This window comes from Yoonia sediminilitoris (assembly GCF_003058085.1).
Classification (GTDB): domain Bacteria; phylum Pseudomonadota; class Alphaproteobacteria; order Rhodobacterales; family Rhodobacteraceae; genus Yoonia; species Yoonia sediminilitoris.
This window is the reverse complement of sequence record NZ_QBUD01000010.1, coordinates 120,218-143,673: the sequence shown is the minus strand read 5'-3', so window position 1 is coordinate 143,673 and position 23,456 is coordinate 120,218. Positions and strand designations below refer to the sequence as shown.

The window sequence follows — 23,456 nt, the reverse complement described above, 5'->3', positions numbered from 1 at the left end:
ACCGCCAGCACGCCGCATAATCAAACCAAACAGATGAGCCAAACTCTCTCTTAGGTTCGGACGCTCTTGGTCCCAAAAACCCTGACGACGGACAGGTTCCTCAAGCCAAGCGCCTACGTTGCGGCGGCGGCTATGCCCATTGTTGTATGTTGTGGGTGCGTGTCATCTGCAGCCAAAACGGCAGGCGACAGTCAGTATTCTGGAAAACCGAGTTCAGTCAGTGCGCGGTGAATGTCCGTCTTGACGCCGGGATCGCGCAGCGGGATCGCAGCGAAGAACTGCGCGATCGAGGCATCGGGCCGGCAGGTTAAGGTCTTGTCGCGCCAATACTGCGCCTGCGTCTCTCTACCGGAGACCATATTGACGGCAGAAGCAATCGTCGTAACGATGTAATGAGCACCAGGCTCGCGGGCTCCGGTGTCTGTGTCGCGGCAGGCCTGGTCTTTTTCGCCTAGATGCAGATGGCCGAGGGCTTTGGCCTGATACATGGCATAGAGAAACGGGTCCAGCGGGCTGAGAGAAATGGCATCCTTCGCAGACTCGATTGCGCGAGCGCTTTGGCCTGCGATCATGTCGGCGTGAGACCGTGCATAAAGACCATGTGCAAAACTTGGGCTTAAGCCGATTGAACGCTCCAGATACGCTTGGCCAGAATCGTGATCGCCAATGAGCCAGAAGGATCGCCCAAAATTGAAATTGCCGAAGGGATCTAGCTGGTCGATTTCGAGGCATTTTTCCGCAAAGCGCCGGGCGTTATCCACGTCTACCGCCCTATCGTTGCCATATCCAACGAAAGCCGCCTGAAAGGCCGTGAATGACCGCGCCGCGAATGCGCGGGCAAATCCTGGGTCGAGGTGGGTCGATTTCGCAAGATAGTCTGCTGCGATTGAATTATCCTTGGCGGTGAACCGGTACATATGGTGCAGGCCAAAATGATAAAGGCTCCAGGCGTCCAGACTATCGGGCGGCCTCAGGCGCGCGCGTTCTGTCTCGTGGATGTTGACGTGCAGCTCCAGCCCAGAGCAAATCAGCCGGACCAGATCAGTTCTGATCTGGTGAATGTCCTCAAGATTTCCCGAGAAGTTCTCGGCCCAAATGACTTCTCCGTCACGGGTGTCTGACAGTTCCGCCGTGATCGAGACGCGGTGGCCCATGATCTCGACATTGCCTGCCAAACAGTACGTGGCACCAAGGTCAGTGCGGATCACTGCCATATCCGGTACCGGATCGCGAAACCGGAATGTCGAACCACGCGCCAGAACCCGCAGCCATTTCAGCCGTGAGAGCGACGAGATAAGTTCGGCTGGGATGGCGTCGGCAATCGCCTCCCAGCCTTGCATATCGCCGACGTCTCGGAAGGGAAGGACGGCAATCGACGGGCGCGATGTTTGTATTGGCACTTCTTCCAACTGCCTGCGATCTTCGGTCTTGGTGGTGGCAGGAATAGTTTCCGTCAAGGAGCCCACAAAACGAAACCCGCGACCGTGAACGGTGCGGATCAGGCGCTGTGACTTTCCATCATCTCCGACCGTGCGGCGAACGGTCTTCACAAGGGTCGAAATCGCGGCATCCGTTACAATGCGGCCGCCCCAAATGGCCGCGATCAGTTCGTCCTTGGTCACAAGCCGGTTCGCGTTCGACAGCAAATGCCACAAGAGCGCGAAGGCACTAGGCTCCACCTGAACAACTTGGCCAGCCTGCGAGAGTTCCCCAAGCTCTGTATCGAGGGTGAATTCCCCAAAGGTGTATCTCATCCACTGGTGATACTCATTTTCTCATAAGCTTACCATGAAATTCTCAGATGTGTCTCAAGCATGCGGATTGGCATTCTGGCAGTTTGGTCTCGACACAAGTTGAGAAACGGAGACCCAAAATGAACCAACAAACCTTTATCCAAACCGCTCCCGGTGACATCGCCGCTAGCAGACTTCTAGAATGACATCCTGGCACCGAAATTCATCTGGCAGGGAAATCTGACCAAGACGATCATGCAAAACCCCAAGGAGCCCGACAATGACCGATTTCCCCGACACCCGCACGCTTCAAGCCACAGCATCCAAGGATATAATCACACGTGTCCATCGTGGCCTGGCATTCGTACTGCGCACTGCCGCCAAATGGCCGGGCGCAGGCGTTAAGCCTATGAATGAACGCACGCTGGCCGAACGCTCTTTTGATGCCGCCGGTTACCGGGAAGAAGCACGCCGAAAGGTAGATCGCCTTCTACTTCGGTAAAGGGTGCGAATGTCGGCTCCCAACAAGCTGAGTATGTGAACTCGCAGTTGCAGCAAAAGTCCGCAATCCGCCCATTCTGTTGAAAAACTCTTTGCTGCATCTGCAAATTTTCAAAAATCAGAAAATTGTTCTTCTCTAATCGAAATATGCTGAGAAATGCCGATGAAACCGTACAGAACCGGAATACTATTCTGCTAGATTGGACTCGAATGACCGATTTCAGAGTTTTTCAACAGAATACGCCGTTGGCGTCGATTTACATGCGGTAGCAACAAAAGTCTGACGTCCGCACATCTGCCCACTAACCAATCAAGCGTCGAACTGACGACAAGACTGAGCAAGGTGAGAAAGGGGTACTGAAAGGGGGACCGGCAGACAGCCATCCTACCTATCATATTGCCTTAATTTTATAATCATAATTTTTTTGGTGCGGTCGGGGGGACTCGAACCCCCACGAGTGTTACCTCACAGCGACCTCAACGCTGCGCGTCTACCAATTCCGCCACGACCGCAAGTCTTGACTGGCGCCGCTTCTAGTGCAGCGCTGTGTTCTTGCCAAGAGGCAAAACGCATGACCTCTCCCTGTTGAGCAAGTTTGCTTTCTGGTCCAAAAAGGCGGTTATGGTGGAATGGATTATCTCTGACGGGTTGACCGACTATGAAACCGCTCTGGCCTTTATGGAGGCGCGGGTGGATGCGATTGTAAAAGGTGATGCGGATGAGTGCATTTGGCTGCTCGAACATCCGCCGCTCTATACGGCCGGGACCTCGGCCAAGGCGAAAGACCTGATCGATCCGGACCGGTTTCCTGTTTTTGAGGCCCGCCGCGGTGGCGAATATACCTATCACGGCCCCGGCCAGCGGGTTGTTTATGTCATGCTGGACGTGGGCAAGCGCGGACATGATGTGCGGGCGTTCGTCAAGCAGATGGAGCGGTGGATTATCGCGACGCTGGAGACTTTCAATGTCACAGGTCTGATCAGGGACGGCCGCGTGGGCGTCTGGGTGGAGCGCCCCGACAAGCCGTTGCAGCCGTCGGGTGCCCTGACCGAGGACAAGATTGCGGCAATTGGCATCCGCCTGCGCAAGTGGGTCAGTTTTCATGGATTGTCGATCAATGTTGACCCTGATCTGTCCCATTTCGATGGCATCGTGCCTTGTGGTATTTCCAATCACGGCGTCACTTCGCTGGTTGATCTGGGGTTGCCGGTGACAATGCAGGATTTGGATGTGGCTTTGCGGCGCTGTTTTGTGCCCTGAACGGGGGTGATTTATCAGGATCCATCTTACGGTTTTGTCCCTGTCCGGTCCTATGGCAGAAGTGTAAGCCAACACCAGACCGTCAGGATCGAGAGGCCTGTCCCCAAAAGGACAGCAGACGCCGCAACGCGCCGCGCGCGTCCGTAGATGTTGGCAAAAAGATAGCTGTTGATCCCCGGGGCCATTGCAGAAGTGAGGATAGCCGAGCGCAGCTGATCCCTTTCCAGCCCGTTGAAATGTGCAAGCCCCCAGACAATAGCGGGGTGCAATACCAGAGAGATGCTCACCACAAACAGGATTGTCCGCATGTCGCCTTCGGGCCGGTACCGGACCAGCACGCCACCAAGCCCGAAGAGTGCGGCAGGCAGTGCCGCCCTGACCATCAGGTCAACCGCATCTGTGAATACGTCTGGAAGGGTGATGCCGCTCAGGTTGACCAGAAAACCAAGACAGATTCCCACAATCAGCGCGTTGTGGAACATCGCGTTCAGCACTTTGCCCGGCAGATGTGCGATATTGCCACCGCGGTTGCGCACGATTTCCATCGCGGTGATTCCCACCCCGTAACAGAAGGGCGAATGAATTGCGATGATCGCATAATTTGCCTGTAACGCGTTTGCGCCGTAGGCCCGCTCTGTGATCGGCAGCCCAAGCAATACCGAGTTCGAGAACAGCCCGCAGAAACCGATGGCGATGCTGTCCTCCCAGTCGCGTTTGAAGATCAGCCTTGCCCCGAGCAGTCCGGCCGCAAATCCCCCAAGTGCCCCCACGTAGAAGCTGCCCAGCAGCGTGAGGTCGAAATTCTGCCCAAGATCAAGTGACGAGATCGCCCGGAACAACAGGCAGGGAATCGCGAACCCCTGGGTGAATTTCATCAGCCCGTCGACGCCGGATTCGCTGAAATACCCTTTCCAGACCGCCCAATAGCCAAAGCCGATGACCAGAAAGACCGGTAGAATGACGTCGAGCAGTGCGGACATGGATGATCCAGATGTGCGGCTTGCGCCGCGTCATATTTTTTGTGCCTGCGGCGCGGATATTTTTTGCCAAAAGAAGTCAGTTGGCGGGGAAGGTGAGCGTCATCCCGTCGAATGCGGGATGGATGTGTAGGGCGGTTTCTTTGGCGAGCGTATCGTAGTCAAGGTCATTGTGCATGTTGGTCAGGACCGCTTGTTTTGGGTTGACCTTGTCGATCCACGCGAGGGTTTTTTCCAGATGTGCATGTGTCGGGTGCGGATCGCGTCGCAACGCATCCACGATCCAGCAATCCAGATCCTGCAACTGCGCCCATGCGGCGTCGGGGATGTCGGAGACGTCTGGCAGATAGGCGACATTGCCAATTCGAAACCCCAGCGCGTCGATGCTTCCGTGGGTCACTTCGAAGGGGGTCAATGTGAGTGCGCCGCCCGGCCCGTCGACGTGGATATCCCCTGTGATGGTGTTGAGTTCGCAGATTGGTGGATAGGCCGAGCCTTTGGGTTGCACAAAGGCATAGCCGAACCGTGCCAGCAGGTCATTGCTGGTGGCCCCGTCGGCCCAGACTTGCAGCCGCGCGCGCATATTGAAGACGATCATGCGCAAATCATCCAGCCCATGTACGTGGTCGGCATGTCCGTGGGTATAAACGACAGCGTCCAGCGTGCCGACCTCGGCCTCCAGCAGTTGATTGCGCATATCGGGGCTGGTGTCGATGAGCACACGTGTTGTCCCGCTGTCGCTTGTCCGTGACACCAGAAGCGAACAGCGTTGTCGTCGGTTTTTCGGGTTTTGCGGATCGCAATTGCCCCAAAGCCCACCCAGCCGCGGCACGCCCCCTGACGAACCGCAGCCGAGAATGCGAAAGCTGAGAGTATCGCTCATGCTTTGGCCTTCCAGAACAGCCGGTCGAAGTTGGCGGTGGTTAGGGCTGCAAATTCATCGTAGTCGAGCCCGAAGGTTTCGGCGCCGACTTTGGCTGTATGTGCTGTATAGGCGGGTTCGTTGCGTTGGCCCCGGTGCGGGGGCGGCGCAAGATAGGGGCTGTCTGTTTCGACCAAAATGCGGTCGATAGGTGCTTGTGCAAAGATGTTGCGCAGGTCCTTGGACTTGGGGAAGGCCGCGATACCTGACATCGACAGGTAGAAGCCCAGATCAAGTGCGGCTTTGGCCAGTTCTGCACTGCTGGAAAAGCAATGCATCACGCAATTGTAGGCCCCGTTGGCATATTCGTCGCGCAGGATGCGTGCCATGTCATCGTCGGCGGCGCGTGCGTGGATAATCAAGGGCAGACCAGTGTCACGCGCGGCCGCAATATGAATGCGCAGGGATTGTTTCTGGATCTCCGCGCTGTCGGAGGTGTAGTGATAATCAAGGCCGGTTTCGCCTATCCCCACGAATTTGGGGTGTTTGGACAGGGTGACCAGTTCATCCACCGTGGTGAGCGGCTCTTCTGCGGCGCTCATCGGGTGAGTGCCTGCCGCATAATAGACCGGATCAAACTGTTCGGCGATGGCCCGCACCTGAGGTTCCAGCCGCAGCCGCGTGCAGATCGTGACCATTCGTTCGACCCCCGCATCCAGTGCGCGCTGGATCACGGCGGGCCGTTCCGCATCGAAGTCCGGGAAATCGAGGTGGCAGTGGCTATCGACTATTGTGGCTTGGTTCATTGCGCGGCTTTCAGGCTGCGGCGACACCCTGCGCCGTCTCTTCAATCTTGAAGATGATATCTAGGATGAGCGCGGCAGGGTCAAGGTTGACTGCGCGCCCCCGGCGTGAGCGTTCGGACAGGTCCTGTTGCAGTTGGGCCCACCGTTGTGCGGCCCTGTCATGGGGTGAAAGGCGGGTCAGCAAGCGTGCCTCTCCCGGGGCGGCCTGCGTGGAAGGTTCGCCCATCAGCCCCGCGCGGGCAACGCGCGACAGAAAGAAATCGATCAGATCAAGGGTCATCCCAAACCGGACATCCGCGCCACGCCCCGCACAACTGTCGGCAAGTTTGAGCGCCGCAGGCCGGTTGATATGCGGCAGCCCGTCGAATGTTCTGATCAGCTCGTTATATAGCTGCATCCCATCATGGTTGAGCATCCGGATCGCATCCCCCGCAGAACCGCCTGCCAGCGTGGCGAGCGCATCAGAGCTGTCGGCAGGATGGCCCGCCTGATCCAGTGCCTTTTGCAGGTCATGCGGCGAAAGCGTAGCACAGCGCAATTCGCGGCAGCGTGAGCGGATCGTTGGTAGCAGCCGCGACGGCTGGTGCGCGATCAGCAGAATCGTCGTATTGGCGGGGGGCTCTTCAAGTTCTTTGAGGATGGCGTTTGCTGCATTGCGGTTAAGCTCATCAGCGGCATCAACGATCACGACCCGGTGCCCACCATCGGCCGCAGACATATGGAAAAAGGTTTTGAGGTTGCGGACCGCATCCACGGTGATTTCTGCGCGCAGTTTTTTGGTCTTGTCGTCCCATGGCCTGCGGATCAGCGACAGGCGCGGGTGGGCGCCCGCCTGAACCAACCGTGCATCGGGGTGGTCTGGGTCCACGTGCAGGGAAGGTTCGCCAAACAATCCGGCGTCGGGCGATGACAAAAGGAATGTTGCGATTTTCCACGCCAGCGTTGCCTTGCCGACTCCGCGCGGTCCGGTAATCAGCCAGCCTGAATGCAGCCTGCCAGAGGCAAAAGCATCAAGGAAATCCTTTTCAGCTTTGGATTGACCGAAAAGTTGCGCTGTTTCACGAGGGTGGGGGGCGCCGTCAATGCGATCGGGTTCTGGGGTGGTATCCTCGGTCATGCGTAGGCTGCGATTTCGGATGCGACCTGTTCAGGTTCGCGGTTGCCATCAATCACCACGCAGCGTTTGGGGTGCGCTTGTGCCAGCGCCAGAAACCCGTGGCGCAATGTTTCCTGAAAGGGCAGGCCGAAATCTTCGAACCTGTCTTCGCCGGATTTGCGGGCCAACCCGCGTTTAAGCGCGGTCTCAGGGTCCATATCGATAATGAAGGTGAGATCAGGTTCGCGGCCGATCATCAAGCTGTGCAGCTGGTCGACCATGGCGCGCAAGTCGCCCCGCGTCGCACCTTGGTAGATGCGGGTACTGTCTGCAAATCGGTCACAGATGACGGTCTTGCCTGCTGCCAGTGCCGGTTGGATCGTCTTTTCCAGATGATCCCGGCGCGCTGCGGTAAAGAGCAGAATTTCGGTTTCGGCAGACCAGCGGTCGGGATCACCCGTGAGCACAAGCTGGCGGATTTCCTCGGCGCCGGGACTGCCGCCGGGTTCGCGCGTCAAAACCACATCATTGCCCTGCGCCATCAGGGTTTCGGCCAAAAGCCTTGCCTGGGTTGATTTGCCGGAACCGTCGATCCCCTCGAAGGTGATAAAACGGGGGCCGGTCATGTCCCCTCTGCCGCGTCAACGGCATCGGTGCCAGGCCCGAATTTTTCCCATAGCACCAAGGCTGCGGTCCGCATCCGCGTGGTGAAACCGCCCCGCGCAACGTCTGTTTCGGCCACCAGTGGCAAACGTTTTTCCGGCAGACCCTCAAGGTTGATGACCAGTTCGGCCAACTCGTCGCCCTTGGCGACAGGGGCTTCGATTGGACCCTGATAGACGACTTCGGCGGTTACATCGCCTTGGTTCAGGATCGGCACCAGAAGCGATGTATCCTGCGCAAAGGTCAGGCCGACCGTTGGGCTTTGGCCCATCCAGATGTCGGCGTTTGCGATGCGCGTGCCAGCGCGGGCCAGCTCTTTCTCTGCAAATTGACGAAAGGCCCAGTTGACCAGCTTTTCAGCCTCTTCCGCGCGCTGTTCTTGTGTCTCCAGCCCGGTGATTACAAAGATCACGCGGCGATCACCTTGTTTGGCTGATCCGACAAGCCCGTAGCCTGCTTCTTCGGTATGGCCGGTTTTCAGCCCGTCAGCCCCGATGCCCAGACGCAACAAAGGATTGCGATTGCGGCTGTTGGAAGGCACGCGGCCATCAAAGGCGAATTCGGTTTCTGCAAAGAGCGGATAGAATGTGGGGTAGTCCGTGATGATCCGGTTGGCCAGAATGCCAAGGTCTTCCATCGACATGCGATGCCCGGCAGCTGGCCAGCCGTTGGAGTTGGCAAAGCTTGAATTCATCATTCCCATCTGTTGCGCCCGTGTGGTCATCATCCGGGCAAAGCCCGCTTCGGTGCCGTCGGGCGACAGGGCTTCCGCCAGAACGGCGCTTGCATCATTGCCCGACAGGACAATCACGCCGCGCAGCAGGTCTTCGACACTGACTCTGTCTGTGGTGTCCAGAAACATCGACGACCCGGCGTAAGCGGCGGCATCAGACGACACTGACAACAATTCATCAATCAGCAGGTGGCCCTCTGCGATCGCTTCAAACGTCATATAGATGGTCATTAGCTTTGACATGGACGCCGGGGGCAGGGGGGTGTCTTCGTTCTTTGCCAGCAGCACCGTGCCTGTTGTCTGGTCAAAGACGTAAGCGGCCTCTGCGCGGGTATCAAACGTCTGCGCAAATGAACCAGTGGCACAAACCAGCAATGCAAGCAGGCTCGCGCGCAACAAAGATAGGTACATCGTCAGGGTCTCCTGTCAGAACGGTTTTCAGCTATCCACGACAAAGGCGTCAACAAAGCCCAGATCCTTGATCTGCGCGATTGCCGCGTCGCGCGCGCTGGTGTCTTCGGGCACCCCGGCGACCACCCGCCAGACGGTCCGGCCACCGACTTCCTGGGCAACAACCGACGTGGCAATGTTCAGCCCTTCAAGACGCGCTGCTGCGGAATTTGCGTTAGCCTCGATGCTGAAGATGCCGATTTGCACAATCGGACCATCCAGCGTTGTGGGTTCCAGAACCGGGGCTGCGACAACAGGGGGTTGTTCCGGCTCTGGCAAAGGCTCTGGGTCCGTCGCAACAGTCGGGGCCGCTGCCGCTGCCGGAAGTGCGGTCGCCATGATCGGCGTTGCTGCGCCTTCAGCTGCATCAATCGCTGCGGCAGCTCCTGCGATGGGGTCAAGCGGCGTTGTTTCCACATCTTGTGGTGTCTCAAGGTCAGCGATCACTGCAGCTTCCTCAGGCTCCTGCGGGGGGGCGATGGTTACTTCGCTGCGGCGCAGGGCCACGACATAAAGTTCAGTAGGCGCACCCGCTAAAATGCCCAGTGCATCGGCGACGTCCGATGACACTTGCAGCAAGGGGCCGGGATTTTCACGCTCGCGGCGGAAGAGTGCGCCAATGATTGTTTCGCCAGTGGCCACGTTGCGGATCAGGGCGCGTTCAGGGTCGGTTACATCTGGGTGCGCGACCCATGCACCACCCAGCGACGGACGCCCGTCCCACAAACCTCGGTCCGACACTTCAAAAATATCAGGTCTTTCCACATCTTCTTCGACCGTTTGTGTCTGCACAGGGACACCGGCCAATATGTTGGCTTCAGACGCATCAGAACTGGCCGAGGGAAAGGCAAAGTTCCCGTTGTCGTCGCATCCCGCCAGCGCGATGCTTGCTGCCAGCATGGCGAAAACCCGCAGTCTGTTCGCCCTCAAATCACAATGACCTGTCATCTTTTGCCCCTTCACTCCCGCCCGGATTTCCGGGCTTGCCGCAGTTTGTTGCGACATGAACGCCCAATGTCACATCGGTCGCGGCGGGTTTTTGCCCGTCATTGCGCCATGTGTATCGCCTTTTCGAACACGATAGCCATGGCTTATCTGATTTGGAAGTCTTTGCGCTGTTTCGTAGGCAGATTTTCACCATTGCGGCGCACTGTCGCGCAAGGCGTTGCGCCACGGGTCCAACGGAATGGCAAGGCTTCTTTTGCCCATTCCGCAGGAACCTGCTTTTCGAATCAAACTTTTGCCGCTAAGGGAACGCGGACGGAGGTTTGGCAGAGTGGTCGAATGCACCGGTCTTGAAAACCGACGAGGGTGAAAGTCCTCCCAGGGTTCGAATCCCTGAGCCTCCGCCACATACCTCCTCTAATGCATTGATAGTGCTAGGCTCCAGACTCATAACCAGAATATGACGGTTGCGGCGATAGCGATGGCTGAGAGGAATACCTTTGGGCACCTGTCATAGCGCGTTGAGATGCGTCTCCAATCTTTGAGGCGGCCGAACATTCTCTCAATCCGATTGCGACGTTTGTCGTATTTGATGGTTTTGCTGCGTGACTTGCGGCCAGGGATACATGGAGTGATACCCCTGTCTATTAAGGCTTCTCTGAACCAATCGGCGTCATAGCCGCGGTCGGCGAGCAGCCATTCAGCATCTGGCAGACAGCTCAACAAAGCTGCAGCGCCAGTATAATCACTAACCTGACCCGCAGTAATAAAGAACTGGATTGGGCGACCGCTGGTATCCGTGACGCCATGCAACTTGGTGTTCATACCACCCTTGGTCTGCCCGATCAGACGTCCGCGCCCCCCTTTTTGAGCCCCAGGCTTGAGGCTGTGCGGTGCGCTTTGAGATAAGTCGCATCAATTGAGATGGTCTTATCGTCGGGTGCCTCTGCCGCCAATCCTGTCATGATCCGCGCGAACACACCCATGTCACTCCATCGCTTCCAACGGTTATACAATGTCTTGGGCGGACCATATTCCGCGGGAGCATCACTCCAACGTAAACCATTGCGATTAATGAAGATAATGCCGCTCAATACGCGCCGGTCGTCTACCCGCGGCTTACCTCGGCTCTTGGGGAAGTACGGTTTAAGCTGTCCCATTTGTGCCTCACTCAGCCAATACAGATTGCTCATCAAACCCCCAAATATTTGGGGGTCCGGAATCATAGCAATGAGCCAGCATCAAGCCGATTTATGGGTCCTGAACCTAGTTCCATTCTCTTTTCTAGGCAGATTCACCCGCTTAACACGACTCCGCTTTGGCTTTGGCTCGTGCTTTGGAGGAACATTTTCCAGCTCTACTTTGGCACCACCACTTCTCGGGGCCGCAGCGATAAACTTTCGTTCAGAATAGGAAGTTGATCCGCCGATAGAACCTGACACCGACGAAACCTTAATAATAGTCGACCCACCAATACAAAAGCGGACATTTGGCTCGGCGATGACCTCTTCAGCCGGACAAAGCCTTTGTCAAATTCAAAGTCGAGTTGCGCGTTCGAAGAGTTCCGCCCCTCACCTCATGCCTCAGACCCGGCGGCAATGGGTTTCATATTCGCCATTTTTATCCTCTGCCGCGGTAGGACGGCACGCCTTGGTCCGGGATCCATACGCCTTGCGGCATTGACCCGGTTTGCCAAAAAACATCAATCGGGATGCCGCCGCGCGGATACCAGTAGCCACCGATCCGCAGCCACTGCGGGTTTAAAAAGTCGACTAAACGCCGCGCGATCGAGATGGTGCAATCCTCGTGGAATGCGCCGTGGTTGCGAAATGACCCTAGGAAGAGTTTGAGCGATTTGGACTCGACCAGAAATTCGGCTGGCACATAATCAATTACCAAATGTGCGAAATCAGGCTGACCTGTCATCGGGCACAACGACGTGAATTCGGGCGCTGTGAACCGCACGCAATAGTCCACGCCGGCTTGCGGGTTTGAGACGCGCTCGAGTTCCGCGGCTTCAGGGGAGGACGGCAAATCACTCTGGCCGCCCAATTGCTTCAAGTCACTGTAAATCGTTTCCATAATCGTCTCCTTGAGCGGGTCAAACCCCACGCTTGTTGCCCCAAAGAAGGACGTGCAGTTGCGGTAAGACCCGCGGCACGAACCAGTTATCGGCGATGGTTTTATCAACCAGCCACAGCAGCTTATCGGCCAGATTCTGTGGGTCGACCGCGATTTCGGGATCCACTTCAAGATTGCCCGGCTGAAGGTACAGAGGCAGATCCGGATATTTATCCGCCGCAGCACGTGCCCAAGCATAATCAGTATCATCGAAGACCACGATCTTCATCACGATTTTTCCCGCGCCAGTCGCGGCCTGCAGGCAGGCATTAAAGGCCGTCCAATCAACTGTTTCCCCGCTCGACGGCGGTTTTGGGCTCAACACCAGCGTGTCGAGGACGCTAAACCAAGGCTTTGCAATCGATCCTTGGGTTTCGCAGGCAAAGCGGTAGCCTTTTGCATGTCCCAGCGCGATCAGTTGCGTAAAATCTTGGATCGCCGGATTGCCGCCGGACAGGGACACGGTCAAGGGATTACCCTTGGACAGGCGTTGCACCTCTTGCCAAACGGCATCGGTGGGCATCACGGCCCAAGTTTGGCGATAGGCCGTGTCGACTGCATGCAGGCTATCGCACCAAGTGCAGCGATAATCGCAGCCACCGGTGCGCACAAAGACGGTGGGCTCCCCGATGAGCGCTCCTTCGCCTTGGATGGTCGGACCAAAAATTTCAGCAATGCGCAGTTGGCTCATGGTCGGTATTCCGCCCAAGTCTTGGGCGTCTCACTGACCTTGACGGCGCTCGTTTCAGGCCAGCGTGCCACGCACCAGTCATAAAAATGCCGCGCCATGTTTTCGCCGGTCGAGGCCTCTGCCATAACATCATTAAGATGGCGATGGTCGAACGTGTCGTCGATATAGGTTTTCAACGGTTTCAACTCGCCATAGTCGCGGACAAAACCATCTGAATTCAATGTCGCTGACGCCAATTCCACAACGACAACATAGTTGTGGCCATGCAGCCGCGCGCATTGGTGGTCATGGGGCAGATGCGACAGTTGATGAGAGGCTGAAAAGTGGAATTCTTTTGTGATCCGGTACATCAGCCACGGTCCTTTCTTGCGATTGCAGCGATCCAGTAATCTGGGTCTGCGTATGTAGTGGGGTCGGCAATATTCGCCAAATGAAACGCTTCGCGCCGCTCCACGCAGGTGCCGCAACGCCCGCAATGTTTCTCGCCACCTTTGTAGCAGGACCAGGTCTGCGCGAAGGGCGTGCTATGGCGCGCACCCTCGGTGACGATATCGGCCTTCGTGCGATGCACAAATGGCGTGTACAGCGACACATCCGCGTAGCCGTCAAGCGCCGCCTTTTGCATCGTCTCAAAGGCCTGAGTAAAGGATGGGCGGCAATCAGGATAGATGAAATGGTCCCCGCCATGTACCGCAGTCGCGACGGCCTGATCGCCCTGCGCTGCCGCCACACCAAAAGCCACGGCAAGCATGATGGCATTGCGGTTCGGCACCACGGTGACGCGCATACTTTCTTCGGCGTAATGCCCGTCAGGAACATCAATATCATCCGTGAGCGCAGAGCCCGTCAAGGCCGCACCAATGCCGCGCAGATCAATAATATCGAGGGGGACATCCAGTCGCTGCGCACAAAGGCTTGCGTAGTTCAGTTCCTTGCGATGGCGCTGGCCGTAATCGAATGACACAAGGCGGGTCAGCTGTTGTTCTTGCGCAACCATATGTGCAAGCGAAACAGAATCGAGCCCGCCGGAGCAGATGACGATAGTCTTCATTTTATAACCCTTGTTTTGTTATCCGGGTAGGCTGCGACCGGAGCGTCGTTGGTAACTTGTTTCTTATGCAACGCCAAGTGTCAGTTTGCCAACCAAGGGCAAGATCCACCTTTAGACGATCAATGCTAAAATGATCCGGACTTTATAAATAATCGCGATGCGAAAGCACCAGCGTAGCGCTGGTTGAACGGCAGTAATACGAACTGCGTGATTACTGGCTCACGTTTTCTAGGTGCTCAGCTCTGCAAAATAGCAGTTAAGACGTGATTAGTAGCTGAGACTTGATGAAAATAGAAAGGCGACGCACCGGGAGGAAGTGGTGCGCCGCCAAAACTCTACGCTGATCCAAGGGAGGAGGTTTGAACCAGCGATGTGTCGTAGCGTTGACCCAAGGGAGGAGGTTTGGGCCCGCGCTTAAGATTAACGTTGATCCAAGGGAGGAGGTTTGGACCCGCGTTGAAGTTCAATTGAGCGCGGGCTCCAAGTTTTTCAATTGCCAATGCTGCATTGCTGCATTGCATTTTTTGCAAGGCAGCGGTTGCCAGTTTTTTGAGCACAAATATTAAGCTTTGTATTCTTTGAGAGCTCTTGTTAGGTAGCAGACCCGCAGTGTTTATCTGTATCACTGCTAGGCTCCGCTATCTCCGTGGTCTGGGAGGAGCGCGTTGTAGATCGCGGAGCCATTTACAAATTTGATAGTTGGTTGGGCAACGCGTCCTACTTGAGAACGTTGAGCTGTACCGCTTCTACTCCATGACCCGAAAGCTCTCGTGGGTTATGACGCGGAAGTTGTCTGATACCTTATCGCAAAAGTTTTTCCATCCCTGACCCCGCACCGCTGGCCCCCCACGCGGCAGGGGAAAGCTGGCCCCGCATTGGGCTTTCCTTGAGGAACTGATCGCCCAGGACCCCGACATCATGCGCTTCGAACGGCGCGATGAGACTGTCCGCGCTGATTGCGCCGTGGGGCATCAAGGGCGCCATGGGTGACCCGGTCTTTGCCGTCGCCCGCAAGCTTGCCGTCCTGCTTCACCATATGTGGATCGACGGCAGTGAATTCCGCCAGGAATAGGTAGGAGGCACGACATGACCCAGAAGCTACCTACTCAACCTGACGGGATCGTCCATTCCGGACGAGGCCTGTGGATGAAGACGAGAATGTCTGCTGCGCAACGCGAAGCGCACCGGAAGCAGGGCTCTCCACAACCGATCCTTGATTACTGAAAAGAAGGAAAACGAGCTTGACCTAAAGCGTTTCCCGAAAAGCTGTGGATCAGGTTTTTCGCGAAACGCTGTAGACACCCAAGTAGAGAAGCGGATTTAGCGCATCGCCGCTCGGTCTCCTCCGCGGCGCCGTAGAGGAGACCTTTATGGGCGGGGCCCGTCAGGCCAGGGCGATGTCGAGCGGGATGGCCCGACTCAGGGTGTGGCCGACCGGCGAGGAGCCGATGACCTTCTCGTGCAGGAGGCGCAGCGCCTCTGCGTCGGCCTCGCTGTCGAGGTTTACGCGCACCTTGATGCCGCTGAACCCTGCATGCCCCTCGCGCAGCCCGAGGAAGGTGTGTAGGTCGAGGTCGCCCTCGACGTCGATCGTCATGTCGCGGATCTCGATCCCGGCCGCGGTCGCGTTGGCGGCGTAGCCGACGGCGAGGCAGTTGCCAAGCGCGGCGAGAAGCTGCTCGACCGGGTTCGGGCCCGTGTTCGTCCCGCCAAGCTGCTCGGGCTCGTCCGAGTGTGCGGGGTCGAAATCGCGGACCCGGGCGGATGAGCGGAACCCGCTGTCCCAGCGGACCTCGGCGCGCCAAGTCGTGGCCGCGACATGCGGCTCGCTGCTGATCTTCTCGGCCAAGCTGATGACCCGGCCGATCTCGACGTTGTTTAGTCCCGGTGCTGTGGTCGTCTCTGTCATGTGCGTCCTCCCTAAGACCCGGTACCCGGACGCCGATCGTCTCGGGCCGCAAAGTCTCGTAGAATACTAGCGGAGCCCCGTGCGCCGCGCAACGGTGCCGGTTTGATGGGCGGGGACCAGCCCCTCGCCGGGGCGGAGATCCGCGCGCAAGTCCTGCGCCCGGCCCGACCAGCGCCCGACCCGCGAGACCGTGGCGCCGCAGCCCCCGCGACGGCGGCAGGGCGGAAAGCGATTGGCCCGGCGCCCACTGCCAGCCTTCCGGACGCGAGGCGATGGTGCGCTGCGCCGCCCCCGGAGAGCTAGGGTGCGGACTCATCGATCGGCAAGCCAGACTCGGATCGATATGAGCTTGAGTGCATTGAGGAAGTTGTCGGCTCGCCTAGCGGATCTCATCCAGCTGCAGCTTACTAAGTGTGGAAAGACATATGTTTTGAGTGTCGAACAATTCTGATTGATGTGCTTGCCGTTTGACAGGCCCTTTTTCTTGCGGTCGAACCAGACCTTTGCAAGTCACGGAATGTGGCCAAGACGTCTGAGTGTTCCGGAAAATCCGCAGACGGGTGGGGGGGTAGGTGGGCGAGGGCTTGTCCGCGCTACCGTACCCTGTTTTTGTGAGGACCGCTTGAACCCGCGGATCGCGTAGGTGCAATTCAGGATAGCGCCCCAGGGTGACCCATCGGGTTCGGGTGCCCTCGGTCAGACGCAACTGAAACCTCTTGCCGCCGCCCTTGTTCAGCCGGACATAAAGACTATTGCCGTCGGACAGCCGCACCGGCGAGACGCCGTAGCGTGCCGCTTCGATTTGTTTGACTGTTAACATGGCATAGCCCCTCAGTTTGTGGTGCAACGCGAGGGTACAAAACCGCACTGGCCTGTTTCAGTGCCACCTCGGGGCGGCAGGGGCAAACGGCCAATAAATTATATGAATTCCAATCCTTAATGCGATTCGATTGACGGCAGACGACGACGCTCTTGCGCTTTCTGAGCCTCCGCCATTTCCTATCATTGTCTTGATTTCCGCCATGAATGCTGGTCGGCCTTTGGGGAAAAGCTGCGCATCAAAGGCAGCTTTTCCCTTCTCTCTGGTTCGATCAGAGCAATTCGTAGATCGGGAAGCGTGCGCAGAGAGCCAGCACTTCGGCCTTTACCTTTTCTTCGACAGCCGCGTTGTTTTCGGGGCCATGCGTGGCAAGCCCCTCGGTCACTTCCACGATCCAGTCAGCGATCTGCCGGAATTCAGGCTCGCAGAAACCGCGCGTCGTTCCTGCGGGCGATCCCAGACGCAGGCCGGATGTGATCATCGGTTTTTCATCATCAAAGGGGATGCCGTTTTTATTGCAGGTGATATGCGCGCGCCCCAAAGCCTGTTCCGCGGTATTGCCTTTGACACCCTTTGGCCGCAGATCGACCAGCATCAGGTGCGTATCCGTGCCGCCGGTCACAATGTCCAACCCGCCTTTGATCAGTTGATCTGCCATGGCTTGGGCATTCTTGATAACCTGCGCCTGATAGTCCTTGAAGCTTGGGTCGAGCGCTTCACCAAACGCAACAGCCTTGCCCGCGATCACATGCATCAGCGGACCGCCTTGAATGCCGGGGAAAATGGCGGAGTTGAACTTCTTGGCCATCGCTTCGTCATTGGTCAGGATCATGCCGCCGCGCGGGCCGCGCAGGGTTTTGTGTGTCGTCGTTGTGGCCACATGCACATGTGGAAAGGGCGAGGGGTAGTGACCCGTGGCGACAAGTCCCGCGAAATGGGCGATGTCGGCCAGCAGATAGGCGCCCACCTTGTCTGCGATGGCGCGGAAACGGGCGAAATCCAACTGGCGCGGGATGGCCGAGCCGCCCGCGATGATCATCTTGGGTTTATGTTCAAGCGCCAACGCTTCGAGTTGGTCATAGTCCACATCCAGCGTGTCCTTGCGCACACCGTATTGCACCGGATTGAACCATTTGCCCGACTGGTTGGGTTTGGCCCCATGGGTCAGGTGGCCGCCTGCATCCAGCGACATGCCAAGGATGGTGTCACCGGGCTGCAGCAGCGCCTGAAACACCCCCTGATTGGCCTGCGAGCCGGAATTGGGCTGCACGTTGGCAAATTCACAGCCAAACAGTTCCTTGGCGCGATCAATCGCCAGATTTTCAGCGATATCAACATATTGGCAGCCGCCATAATAGCGGCGACCGGGATAGCCTTCGGCATATTTGTTGGTCATCACGCTGCCCTGGGCTTCCATGACGGCGGCAGAGACGATGTTTTCCGATGCAATCAGTTCGATCTCTTCGCGCTGGCGGCCAAGTTCGGATGTGATCGCGCTGAACACCTCCTTGTCAGTCTCTGCCAGCGAGCGGGTGAAAAATCCGTTATCTTTGTAGGTGACGTTCATGGTTTTACTCCTGAATTCTAGGCGACGCGGTCGCGCGGCGCGCGACCTGCGAAAAAATCGTTGAGGTTGTCGAGGACGCGAAAGCCCATCGCTTCGCGCGCTTCGCGGGTGGCGCTGCCCAGATGGGGCAGCATCACCAGATTATCGCATTGCGCCAATGTCGGATTAATCCGGGGTTCACCGTCGAAGACATCAAGTGCTGCACCGCCAATGGTTTCGAACATCAGCGATTGGGCCAGCGCCATTTCGTCCACGACCTCGCCCCGGGCGGTATTAATCAAAAACGCATCCGGCTTCATCAGATCAAACCGCGCGTTGTTCATCAAGTTGCGGTTTGCCGGACCGCCGGGGCAGTGCAACGACACAAAGTCACTTTCCGGCAGCAAATCCTCCAGTGTTGGCATCTGCACTGCATTGTAACGATCAAGGATATCCTGCCGCACGGGGCTGCGGTTTTGCACCAGAATTTTCATCCCGAAACCGAAATGCGCCCGTTTGGCCATTTCCTGTCCGATCCGGCCAAAGCCGACAATACCCAGCGTCTTGCCCGACACTTTGGTTCCAACAAGATGCGTTGGCCGCCAGCCGGTCCATGCCCCTTCGCGCAACTCGCGTTCACCTTCGCCTGCGCGGCGGGCCACCATCAGCATCAGCGTCATGGCAAGATCAGCGGTGCATTCCGACAGGACATCGGGCGTGTTGGTAATGGTGATCCCCAGATCCGACGCCCGTCCCGTGTCAATATGGCTGAAGCCGACGCCGTAGTTGGCAAGCAATTTGGTTTGCACCTTCGGTGCGTCCAGCGCCTCTGCGGTCAGTTTGTCAGTCACGGTTGGCAGAACCGCGTCGTAACGTTTGACGGCCTCGCGAATCTGGCATGGTGCAAGAGGCTGATCGTCAGTGTTGAAAGTTGTGTTGTACGACTTGGCCAGTTCCGCCTCGACGGCAGCAGGCCAGCGGCGGGTGACGAAAACGCTTGGTTTGACCATTATGCCGCCTCCATCGCGTTAGCGATTGTTTTGCCAATCTGTGCGGGGTTTTCGGCGACAGTCACACCAGCGGCGGACAGGATCTCCACCTTTTCTGATGCGCTTTCGCCGAAGGCTGAAATGATCGCGCCTGCGTGGCCCATCGTGCGCCCCTTTGGCGCAGTCAGGCCGGCCACATAAGCCACGACCGGCTTTGTGATGTGGTCGCGGATATAGTCCGCGGCTTCTGCCTCTTGCGGGCCGCCGATTTCACCGATCATGGCGATGATGTGGGTGTCGTCGTCCTGTTCGAACCGTTCAAGAATATCGCGGAAGGATGACCCGTTGATCGGATCGCCGCCAATGCCCACGGATGTGGACACACCAATGCCGCGTTCTTTCAGTTGCGCCGCGGCCTCGTAACCCAAGGTGCCGGAACGCCCGACAATGCCGACGTGCCCTTGCAGATAGATATGGCTGGGCATGATGCCCAACAGCGCCTTGCCGGGGCTGATGGTGCCCGCACAGTTCGGCCCGGTCAGCACCATCCGGCGTTCCTTGGGATAGCGGTACATGTAGCGTTTCACGCGGATCATGTCCTGCGCCGGGATGCCATCGGTGATGCAGACACAATACCGAATGCCTGCATCCGCGGCCTCCATGATGCCGTCCGCAGCAAAGGGGGGCGGGACGAATACCAGCGATGCCTCGGCATCGGTGGCGTTCACTGCGTCCTCGACCGTGTTAAAGACCGGGACACCTTCAACGGTTTCGCCGCCTTTGCCGGGGACAACGCCGCCGACGACCTTCGTGCCATATTTGATCATGTCTTTCGTATGAAAGCGGGCCATTTTTCCGGTGATGCCTTGCACGATAACGCGCGTGTCGCGGTCAAGAAGAATGCTCATGATGCGGCCCTCATTTTTGTGCCTTGAGAGAGGTCATTTTTCCAAGCGCCGACAGCACGTTCGGCGGCTTCGTTCAATGTTGATGCGCGGATGATGGGCAGGCCGGATTGCGCCAGAATCTTTTGTCCCGCTTCGACATTTGTGCCTGCAAGACGGACGATCACCGGCACTTCTACACCGACTTCCTTCATCGCCTGTACAACCCCTTCGGCGACCCAGTCACAGCGGTTGATGCCTGCAAAGATGTTCACAAGGATCGCCTGCACGCTTTTGTCCGACAGCACGAGGCGAAACGCCTTCGCAACCCGTTCCGGAGTCGCCCCGCCGCCTATATCAAGGAAATTGGCAGGCTCACCCCCCGCCAGCTTGACGGTATCCATCGTGGCCATCGCCAGACCGGCGCCATTGACGATGCAGCCGATGTTGCCATCAAGACCCACATAGTTCAGGCCACGGTCAGCAGCGCGGCTTTCGCGGGGATCCTCCTGCGATTTGTCGCGCAGCTCTGATACTTGAGGATGACGGAACAAGGCGTTGTCATCAAAGGTCATTTTTGCATCTAGTGCGATGACGCGATTGTCTGTTGTGATCACCAGCGGATTGATCTCGACCATTGTTGCGTCAAGCTCGGTAAAGGCGCGGTAACATCCCTGCAACGTGCGCACCATCTGCTGCACAAGCGCTGCATCAACCCCCAGTTTGAAGGCGATCTGGCGACACTGGAATTCACGCAAACCGACGGCAGGTTCGACAGTTGCCCGCACGATGCTGTCCGGCTTCTCGGCTGAGATATCTTCGATCTCCATTCCACCCTCGGCGCTGGCCACGATCATCACCCGCTGCGATGTGCGGTCCAGCACGAAACCCAGATAAATCTCGCGATCAATTGGCACCGCTGCCTCAACGTATACGCGGTAGATGCCTTTGCCTTCAGGGCCGGTCTGGTGAGTCACCATCTTGCGGCCAAACATGTCCTCGCTTGCGGCCTGAATTTCGGCATCGCTGCTGCAAACTTTGACGCCGCCGGCCTTGCCACGACCGCCTGCGTGGATTTGCGCTTTGACGACCCAGCGTTCGCCACCCAATTCGCGGGCGCGATAAGCGGCCTGCTCGGGACTGTAGGCAAGCGCGCCTTCGGGTACTGCGACGCCAAAATTCGCAAGAACTTCCTTGGCTTGATATTCATGAATGTCCATTTGGTCTCCTCCCAGAAACAGATGGTCGTTTCTCTGGGGCTTACTCTGCGGCGATAGCCCGGCCATAATGGCGATCAAGTGCTGCCTCGACGGCCTCCTGATCGACGGTTGCGCCCAAATCACGCATCGCCTGGGCAAAGCGCGTGACGATGTCGGTGATCGCAGACTGGGTCAGCAGGTTCAGGATGCCGATGCGAACCTGAACGGGTTCTGACAGAGTGGGCCAGATGCCAAAGTTCTGTGCGCGGCAATGCTGCACCAATTCCATTTCACGACCGGCCAGTTCGGCGGGCAGGTTCAGAACCACCAGCGACGTCATGTTCGATGTAATCTCGCATCCCATCGCGCTGAGCGCATCACGCAGAGCGGCTTCGTGGAACCGATAGTCGGCAGCGCGCTGTGCCACCGTCTGTTCCAACGTAATCCGCAATGCTTCGTGGAACGCCGCGACGGCATAGGCAGAGTGGGTGCGGTGATAAACGCCTTTCTCGGAGTCCTTCCCGTCGATGATGCCCCAATGACGGGCTTCCATGATCGGGTGATGCACAAATGTGCGTGTGCCTGTGGACTTGAGCACATCAATATAATGGTCGGTAAAAGACACCGGCGCATAGGTCAGTGGCAGGCAGCAAATGCCTTTTTGCGGGCAGGAGGCCCAACCATGAACGCCAGGGTAGTCATCAATGCTGAAGTCTTCCACGCCAAGACTAGAGACCGCATCGACCAGACCCATCGCCCCGTGTTTTTCGCAAGCATCCGAAAAGCCCTTGATGTCGTTGACGCGGCCCGAACCGGTTTCTGAATGTGCCATTGCAGCCCACTTTGGCTTGTGCTCGGCCAATGCCTTTTCCGCGATCTCGCCTGTGACCGACTGGCCGTGGGGTACATCGATGATGATGACGCTTGCGGGTTGCGGGTCCATCGGGTTTGCGGCCAGTTCGTCGGCTGTGGCGGCCTTCATCCGCACCGTCAGACCGTCAATGCCGGAGAATGTGCCGTTGACGAACATCACGACCTTGTCGCCGGGCATCACCGCGCTGAACATCACGTCCAGACCTGACCAGCCGGTGCCCGCCACGCCGAATGTGTGCACATTCTTGGTTCCCATCACTTCGCGTAGCATTTGCTTACATTCGATCATGCCGCGCAGCACGTCGGGATGCATGTGGTCGGCAAGGCCCGCGCCCGCAAACCGCGCCAGAACACGCGCGTCGGTGTTTCCGGGGCCGGGGCCCGCTGCGATAGTCTGTGGGATAACGAGTGGTGGGAAAATGGTCATGGTGTTCCTCCGCTAAGGTATCGAATGGTCAGTGTTTCAGCTTGCGGTGGAATGTAATGCGGGTGAAAATTTCAACAACGCCCCTTGCTCCTGCTTTTGGGTATCTAATTGGGTGGTAAAATTCCTACCCATTGTGGTAAAAGTACCAAAGTATACCGAAAAATAACCTACCCATTTGGGTAGTAAAGCGGAATTAACCATTATGAATCAAGGTTTTGATAAATCAGACCGTCCGATCGACATCATGATCGCTGACAGCAACCCGCTGGTTCTGTCGGCGCTTTCAGAACTGGTTGACCGTGACCCGCGGTTTTCATTGGTGGCGACATCTGCCACCGCGGAAGGGTTTCTGGGCACAGTGATGCGCGTGCCTGTGCAGGTCGGAATCATCAACTGGACGCTGCCCGCACTCGGCGGGGCCAAGCTGATTGAGGTGCTGCGCGATCAAGCCAACGCCCCGCGCATCGTTGTCTATGCCGAAGATACCGGCGATCTCCCCCGGCTGGCGATGTCCGCCGGTGCTGCTGCCTTTGCGCCGCGTTCGGCGTCCGCCGAAACTCTGCTGGAAATCTGTACTGATGTTGCGGCGGGCAAGATGGTCTTTCCGTTCATGGACGTGCGCGAACTGCAATCAGACCCGATCCACCAGCTATCGCGGAAAGAGCGGGTGATCCTTGATGCGCTGTCCAAGGGGCTGACTAACCGCGAGCTTGCCAAAGAGCTTGAGATTTCGACCAATACGGTGAAGTTTCACCTGTCCAATCTCTATGACAAACTGTCGGTCAAAAACCGGGCACAGGCCATCGCGTTTTATTACTCATCGCGGCTCGCTCTGGAACAGAAAACCAACGACGGTATACCGAGATAGACCTAAACTCTTCTTGACATATTTGGTGCTGAAATACCCTTCTGACGCAAC

24 protein-coding genes and 2 tRNA genes are annotated in these 23,456 nt (G+C 57.5%); 4 read left to right on the top strand and 22 right to left on the bottom strand.

Features of this window, described 5'->3' with window-relative positions:
- Positions 1 to 191: 191 nt before the first annotated feature.
- Positions 192 to 1,754, bottom strand: coding sequence for a winged helix-turn-helix domain-containing tetratricopeptide repeat protein (locus C8N45_RS16710; RefSeq protein WP_108387396.1), 1,563 nt, complete (start codon positions 1,752 to 1,754; stop codon positions 192 to 194).
- 259 nt (positions 1,755 to 2,013) lie between these two features.
- On the opposite strand from C8N45_RS16710, the gene C8N45_RS16705 reads away from it, so the two are divergent.
- Positions 2,014 to 2,235, top strand: coding sequence for a hypothetical protein (locus C8N45_RS16705; RefSeq protein ID WP_108387395.1), 222 nt, complete (start codon positions 2,014 to 2,016; stop codon positions 2,233 to 2,235).
- Between the two features lie 425 nt (positions 2,236 to 2,660).
- On the opposite strand, the gene C8N45_RS16700 is transcribed toward C8N45_RS16705, so the two are convergent.
- Positions 2,661 to 2,747, bottom strand: a tRNA-Leu gene (locus C8N45_RS16700).
- Positions 2,748 to 2,820: 73 nt separating this feature from the next.
- On the opposite strand from C8N45_RS16700, the gene lipB reads away from it, so the two are divergent.
- Positions 2,821 to 3,495 carry a lipoyl(octanoyl) transferase LipB gene (gene lipB / locus C8N45_RS16695; protein WP_258793304.1) on the top strand — a complete coding sequence of 225 codons (675 nt, stop codon included), beginning with the start codon at positions 2,821 to 2,823 and terminating at the stop codon, positions 3,493 to 3,495.
- 50 nt (positions 3,496 to 3,545) lie between these two features.
- Here lipB and C8N45_RS16690 read toward each other — a convergent pair whose 3' ends face one another.
- The 7 genes from C8N45_RS16690 to C8N45_RS16660 form a co-directional block, all read right to left on the bottom strand.
- Complete coding sequence (locus C8N45_RS16690) at positions 3,546 to 4,475, bottom strand: AEC family transporter (protein ID WP_108387394.1); 930 nt, start codon at positions 4,473 to 4,475, stop codon at positions 3,546 to 3,548.
- Positions 4,476 to 4,551: 76 nt separating this feature from the next.
- Complete coding sequence (locus C8N45_RS16685) at positions 4,552 to 5,355, bottom strand: MBL fold metallo-hydrolase (protein WP_108387393.1); 804 nt, start codon at positions 5,353 to 5,355, stop codon at positions 4,552 to 4,554.
- Positions 5,352 to 6,140 (bottom strand): TatD family hydrolase, encoded by a 789-nt coding sequence (locus C8N45_RS16680; RefSeq protein WP_108387406.1) that lies wholly within the window; start codon positions 6,138 to 6,140, stop codon positions 5,352 to 5,354. Before C8N45_RS16680 ends, C8N45_RS16685 begins: the two co-directional genes overlap by 4 nt.
- A 10-nt stretch (positions 6,141 to 6,150) precedes the next feature.
- On the bottom strand, positions 6,151 to 7,257 hold the full coding sequence (locus C8N45_RS16675; protein WP_108387392.1) for a DNA polymerase III subunit delta': 1,107 nt from the start codon (positions 7,255 to 7,257) through the stop codon (positions 6,151 to 6,153).
- On the bottom strand, positions 7,254 to 7,862 hold the full coding sequence (gene tmk / locus C8N45_RS16670; RefSeq protein WP_108387391.1) for a dTMP kinase: 609 nt from the start codon (positions 7,860 to 7,862) through the stop codon (positions 7,254 to 7,256). The genes C8N45_RS16675 and tmk overlap by 4 nt, the downstream gene beginning before the upstream one ends.
- Entirely contained in the window at positions 7,859 to 9,043 is a 1,185-nt protein-coding gene (locus C8N45_RS16665; RefSeq protein ID WP_108387390.1) for a D-alanyl-D-alanine carboxypeptidase family protein, read from the bottom strand. Before C8N45_RS16665 ends, tmk begins: the two co-directional genes overlap by 4 nt.
- Positions 9,044 to 9,070: 27 nt before the next feature.
- On the bottom strand, positions 9,071 to 10,030 hold the full coding sequence (locus C8N45_RS16660; protein ID WP_108387405.1) for an SPOR domain-containing protein: 960 nt from the start codon (positions 10,028 to 10,030) through the stop codon (positions 9,071 to 9,073).
- A gap of 314 nt (positions 10,031 to 10,344) precedes the next feature.
- Here C8N45_RS16660 and C8N45_RS16655 point away from each other — a divergent pair.
- Positions 10,345 to 10,434: transfer RNA gene (locus C8N45_RS16655), tRNA-Ser, on the top strand.
- Between the two features lie 40 nt (positions 10,435 to 10,474).
- Here C8N45_RS16655 and C8N45_RS16650 read toward each other — a convergent pair.
- The 13 genes from C8N45_RS16650 to C8N45_RS16595 form a co-directional block, all read right to left on the bottom strand.
- A protein-coding gene (locus C8N45_RS16650; RefSeq protein WP_108387404.1) for an IS5 family transposase occupies positions 10,475 to 11,220 on the bottom strand; the annotation gives its coding sequence in 2 pieces (ribosomal slippage) (positions 10,475 to 10,902 and positions 10,902 to 11,220; 747 coding nt in all).
- Positions 11,221 to 11,647: 427 nt separating this feature from the next.
- Positions 11,648 to 12,112 (bottom strand): preQ(1) synthase, encoded by a 465-nt coding sequence (queF, locus tag C8N45_RS16645; protein WP_108387403.1) that lies wholly within the window; start codon positions 12,110 to 12,112, stop codon positions 11,648 to 11,650.
- Positions 12,113 to 12,128: 16 nt separating this feature from the next.
- Entirely contained in the window at positions 12,129 to 12,839 is a 711-nt protein-coding gene (queE, locus tag C8N45_RS16640) for a 7-carboxy-7-deazaguanine synthase QueE (protein ID WP_108387389.1), read from the bottom strand.
- Complete coding sequence (gene queD, locus C8N45_RS16635; protein WP_108387388.1) at positions 12,836 to 13,189, bottom strand: 6-carboxytetrahydropterin synthase QueD; 354 nt, start codon at positions 13,187 to 13,189, stop codon at positions 12,836 to 12,838. Before queD ends, queE begins: the two co-directional genes overlap by 4 nt.
- Positions 13,189 to 13,890: a 7-cyano-7-deazaguanine synthase QueC gene (gene queC / locus C8N45_RS16630; protein WP_108387387.1), complete on the bottom strand. Its 702-nt coding sequence runs from the start codon at positions 13,888 to 13,890 to the stop codon at positions 13,189 to 13,191. The genes queD and queC overlap by 1 nt, the downstream gene beginning before the upstream one ends.
- An 801-nt stretch (positions 13,891 to 14,691) precedes the next feature.
- On the bottom strand, positions 14,692 to 14,862 hold the full coding sequence (locus tag C8N45_RS23295; protein ID WP_168769507.1) for a hypothetical protein: 171 nt from the start codon (positions 14,860 to 14,862) through the stop codon (positions 14,692 to 14,694).
- A 412-nt stretch (positions 14,863 to 15,274) separates the two neighbouring features.
- Positions 15,275 to 15,799 (bottom strand): OsmC family protein, encoded by a 525-nt coding sequence (locus C8N45_RS16625; protein WP_108387386.1) that lies wholly within the window; start codon positions 15,797 to 15,799, stop codon positions 15,275 to 15,277.
- A 379-nt stretch (positions 15,800 to 16,178) separates the two neighbouring features.
- Positions 16,179 to 16,619 carry an Arm DNA-binding domain-containing protein gene (locus tag C8N45_RS24150; protein ID WP_108387385.1) on the bottom strand — a complete coding sequence of 147 codons (441 nt, stop codon included), beginning with the start codon at positions 16,617 to 16,619 and terminating at the stop codon, positions 16,179 to 16,181.
- A gap of 271 nt (positions 16,620 to 16,890) precedes the next feature.
- The gene (gene glyA / locus C8N45_RS16615; RefSeq protein WP_108387384.1) at positions 16,891 to 18,186 is read right to left on the bottom strand and encodes a serine hydroxymethyltransferase; all 1,296 of its coding nucleotides are present in this window, start codon (positions 18,184 to 18,186) and stop codon (positions 16,891 to 16,893) included.
- Positions 18,187 to 18,203: 17 nt separating this feature from the next.
- On the bottom strand, positions 18,204 to 19,175 hold the full coding sequence (locus C8N45_RS16610; RefSeq protein ID WP_108387383.1) for a 2-hydroxyacid dehydrogenase: 972 nt from the start codon (positions 19,173 to 19,175) through the stop codon (positions 18,204 to 18,206).
- On the bottom strand, positions 19,175 to 20,062 hold the full coding sequence (gene sucD, locus C8N45_RS16605) for a succinate--CoA ligase subunit alpha (RefSeq protein WP_108387382.1): 888 nt from the start codon (positions 20,060 to 20,062) through the stop codon (positions 19,175 to 19,177). The genes C8N45_RS16610 and sucD overlap by 1 nt, the downstream gene beginning before the upstream one ends.
- Complete coding sequence (locus C8N45_RS16600) at positions 20,059 to 21,258, bottom strand: malate--CoA ligase subunit beta (protein WP_108387381.1); 1,200 nt, start codon at positions 21,256 to 21,258, stop codon at positions 20,059 to 20,061. Before C8N45_RS16600 ends, sucD begins: the two co-directional genes overlap by 4 nt.
- A gap of 40 nt (positions 21,259 to 21,298) precedes the next feature.
- The gene (locus C8N45_RS16595; RefSeq protein WP_108387380.1) at positions 21,299 to 22,537 is read right to left on the bottom strand and encodes a pyridoxal-phosphate-dependent aminotransferase family protein; all 1,239 of its coding nucleotides are present in this window, start codon (positions 22,535 to 22,537) and stop codon (positions 21,299 to 21,301) included.
- Between the two features lie 244 nt (positions 22,538 to 22,781).
- Here C8N45_RS16595 and C8N45_RS16590 point away from each other — a divergent pair, with 244 nt between their 5' ends.
- Positions 22,782 to 23,405: a LuxR C-terminal-related transcriptional regulator gene (locus C8N45_RS16590; RefSeq protein ID WP_108387402.1), complete on the top strand. Its 624-nt coding sequence runs from the start codon at positions 22,782 to 22,784 to the stop codon at positions 23,403 to 23,405.
- Positions 23,406 to 23,456: the final 51 nt, after the last annotated feature.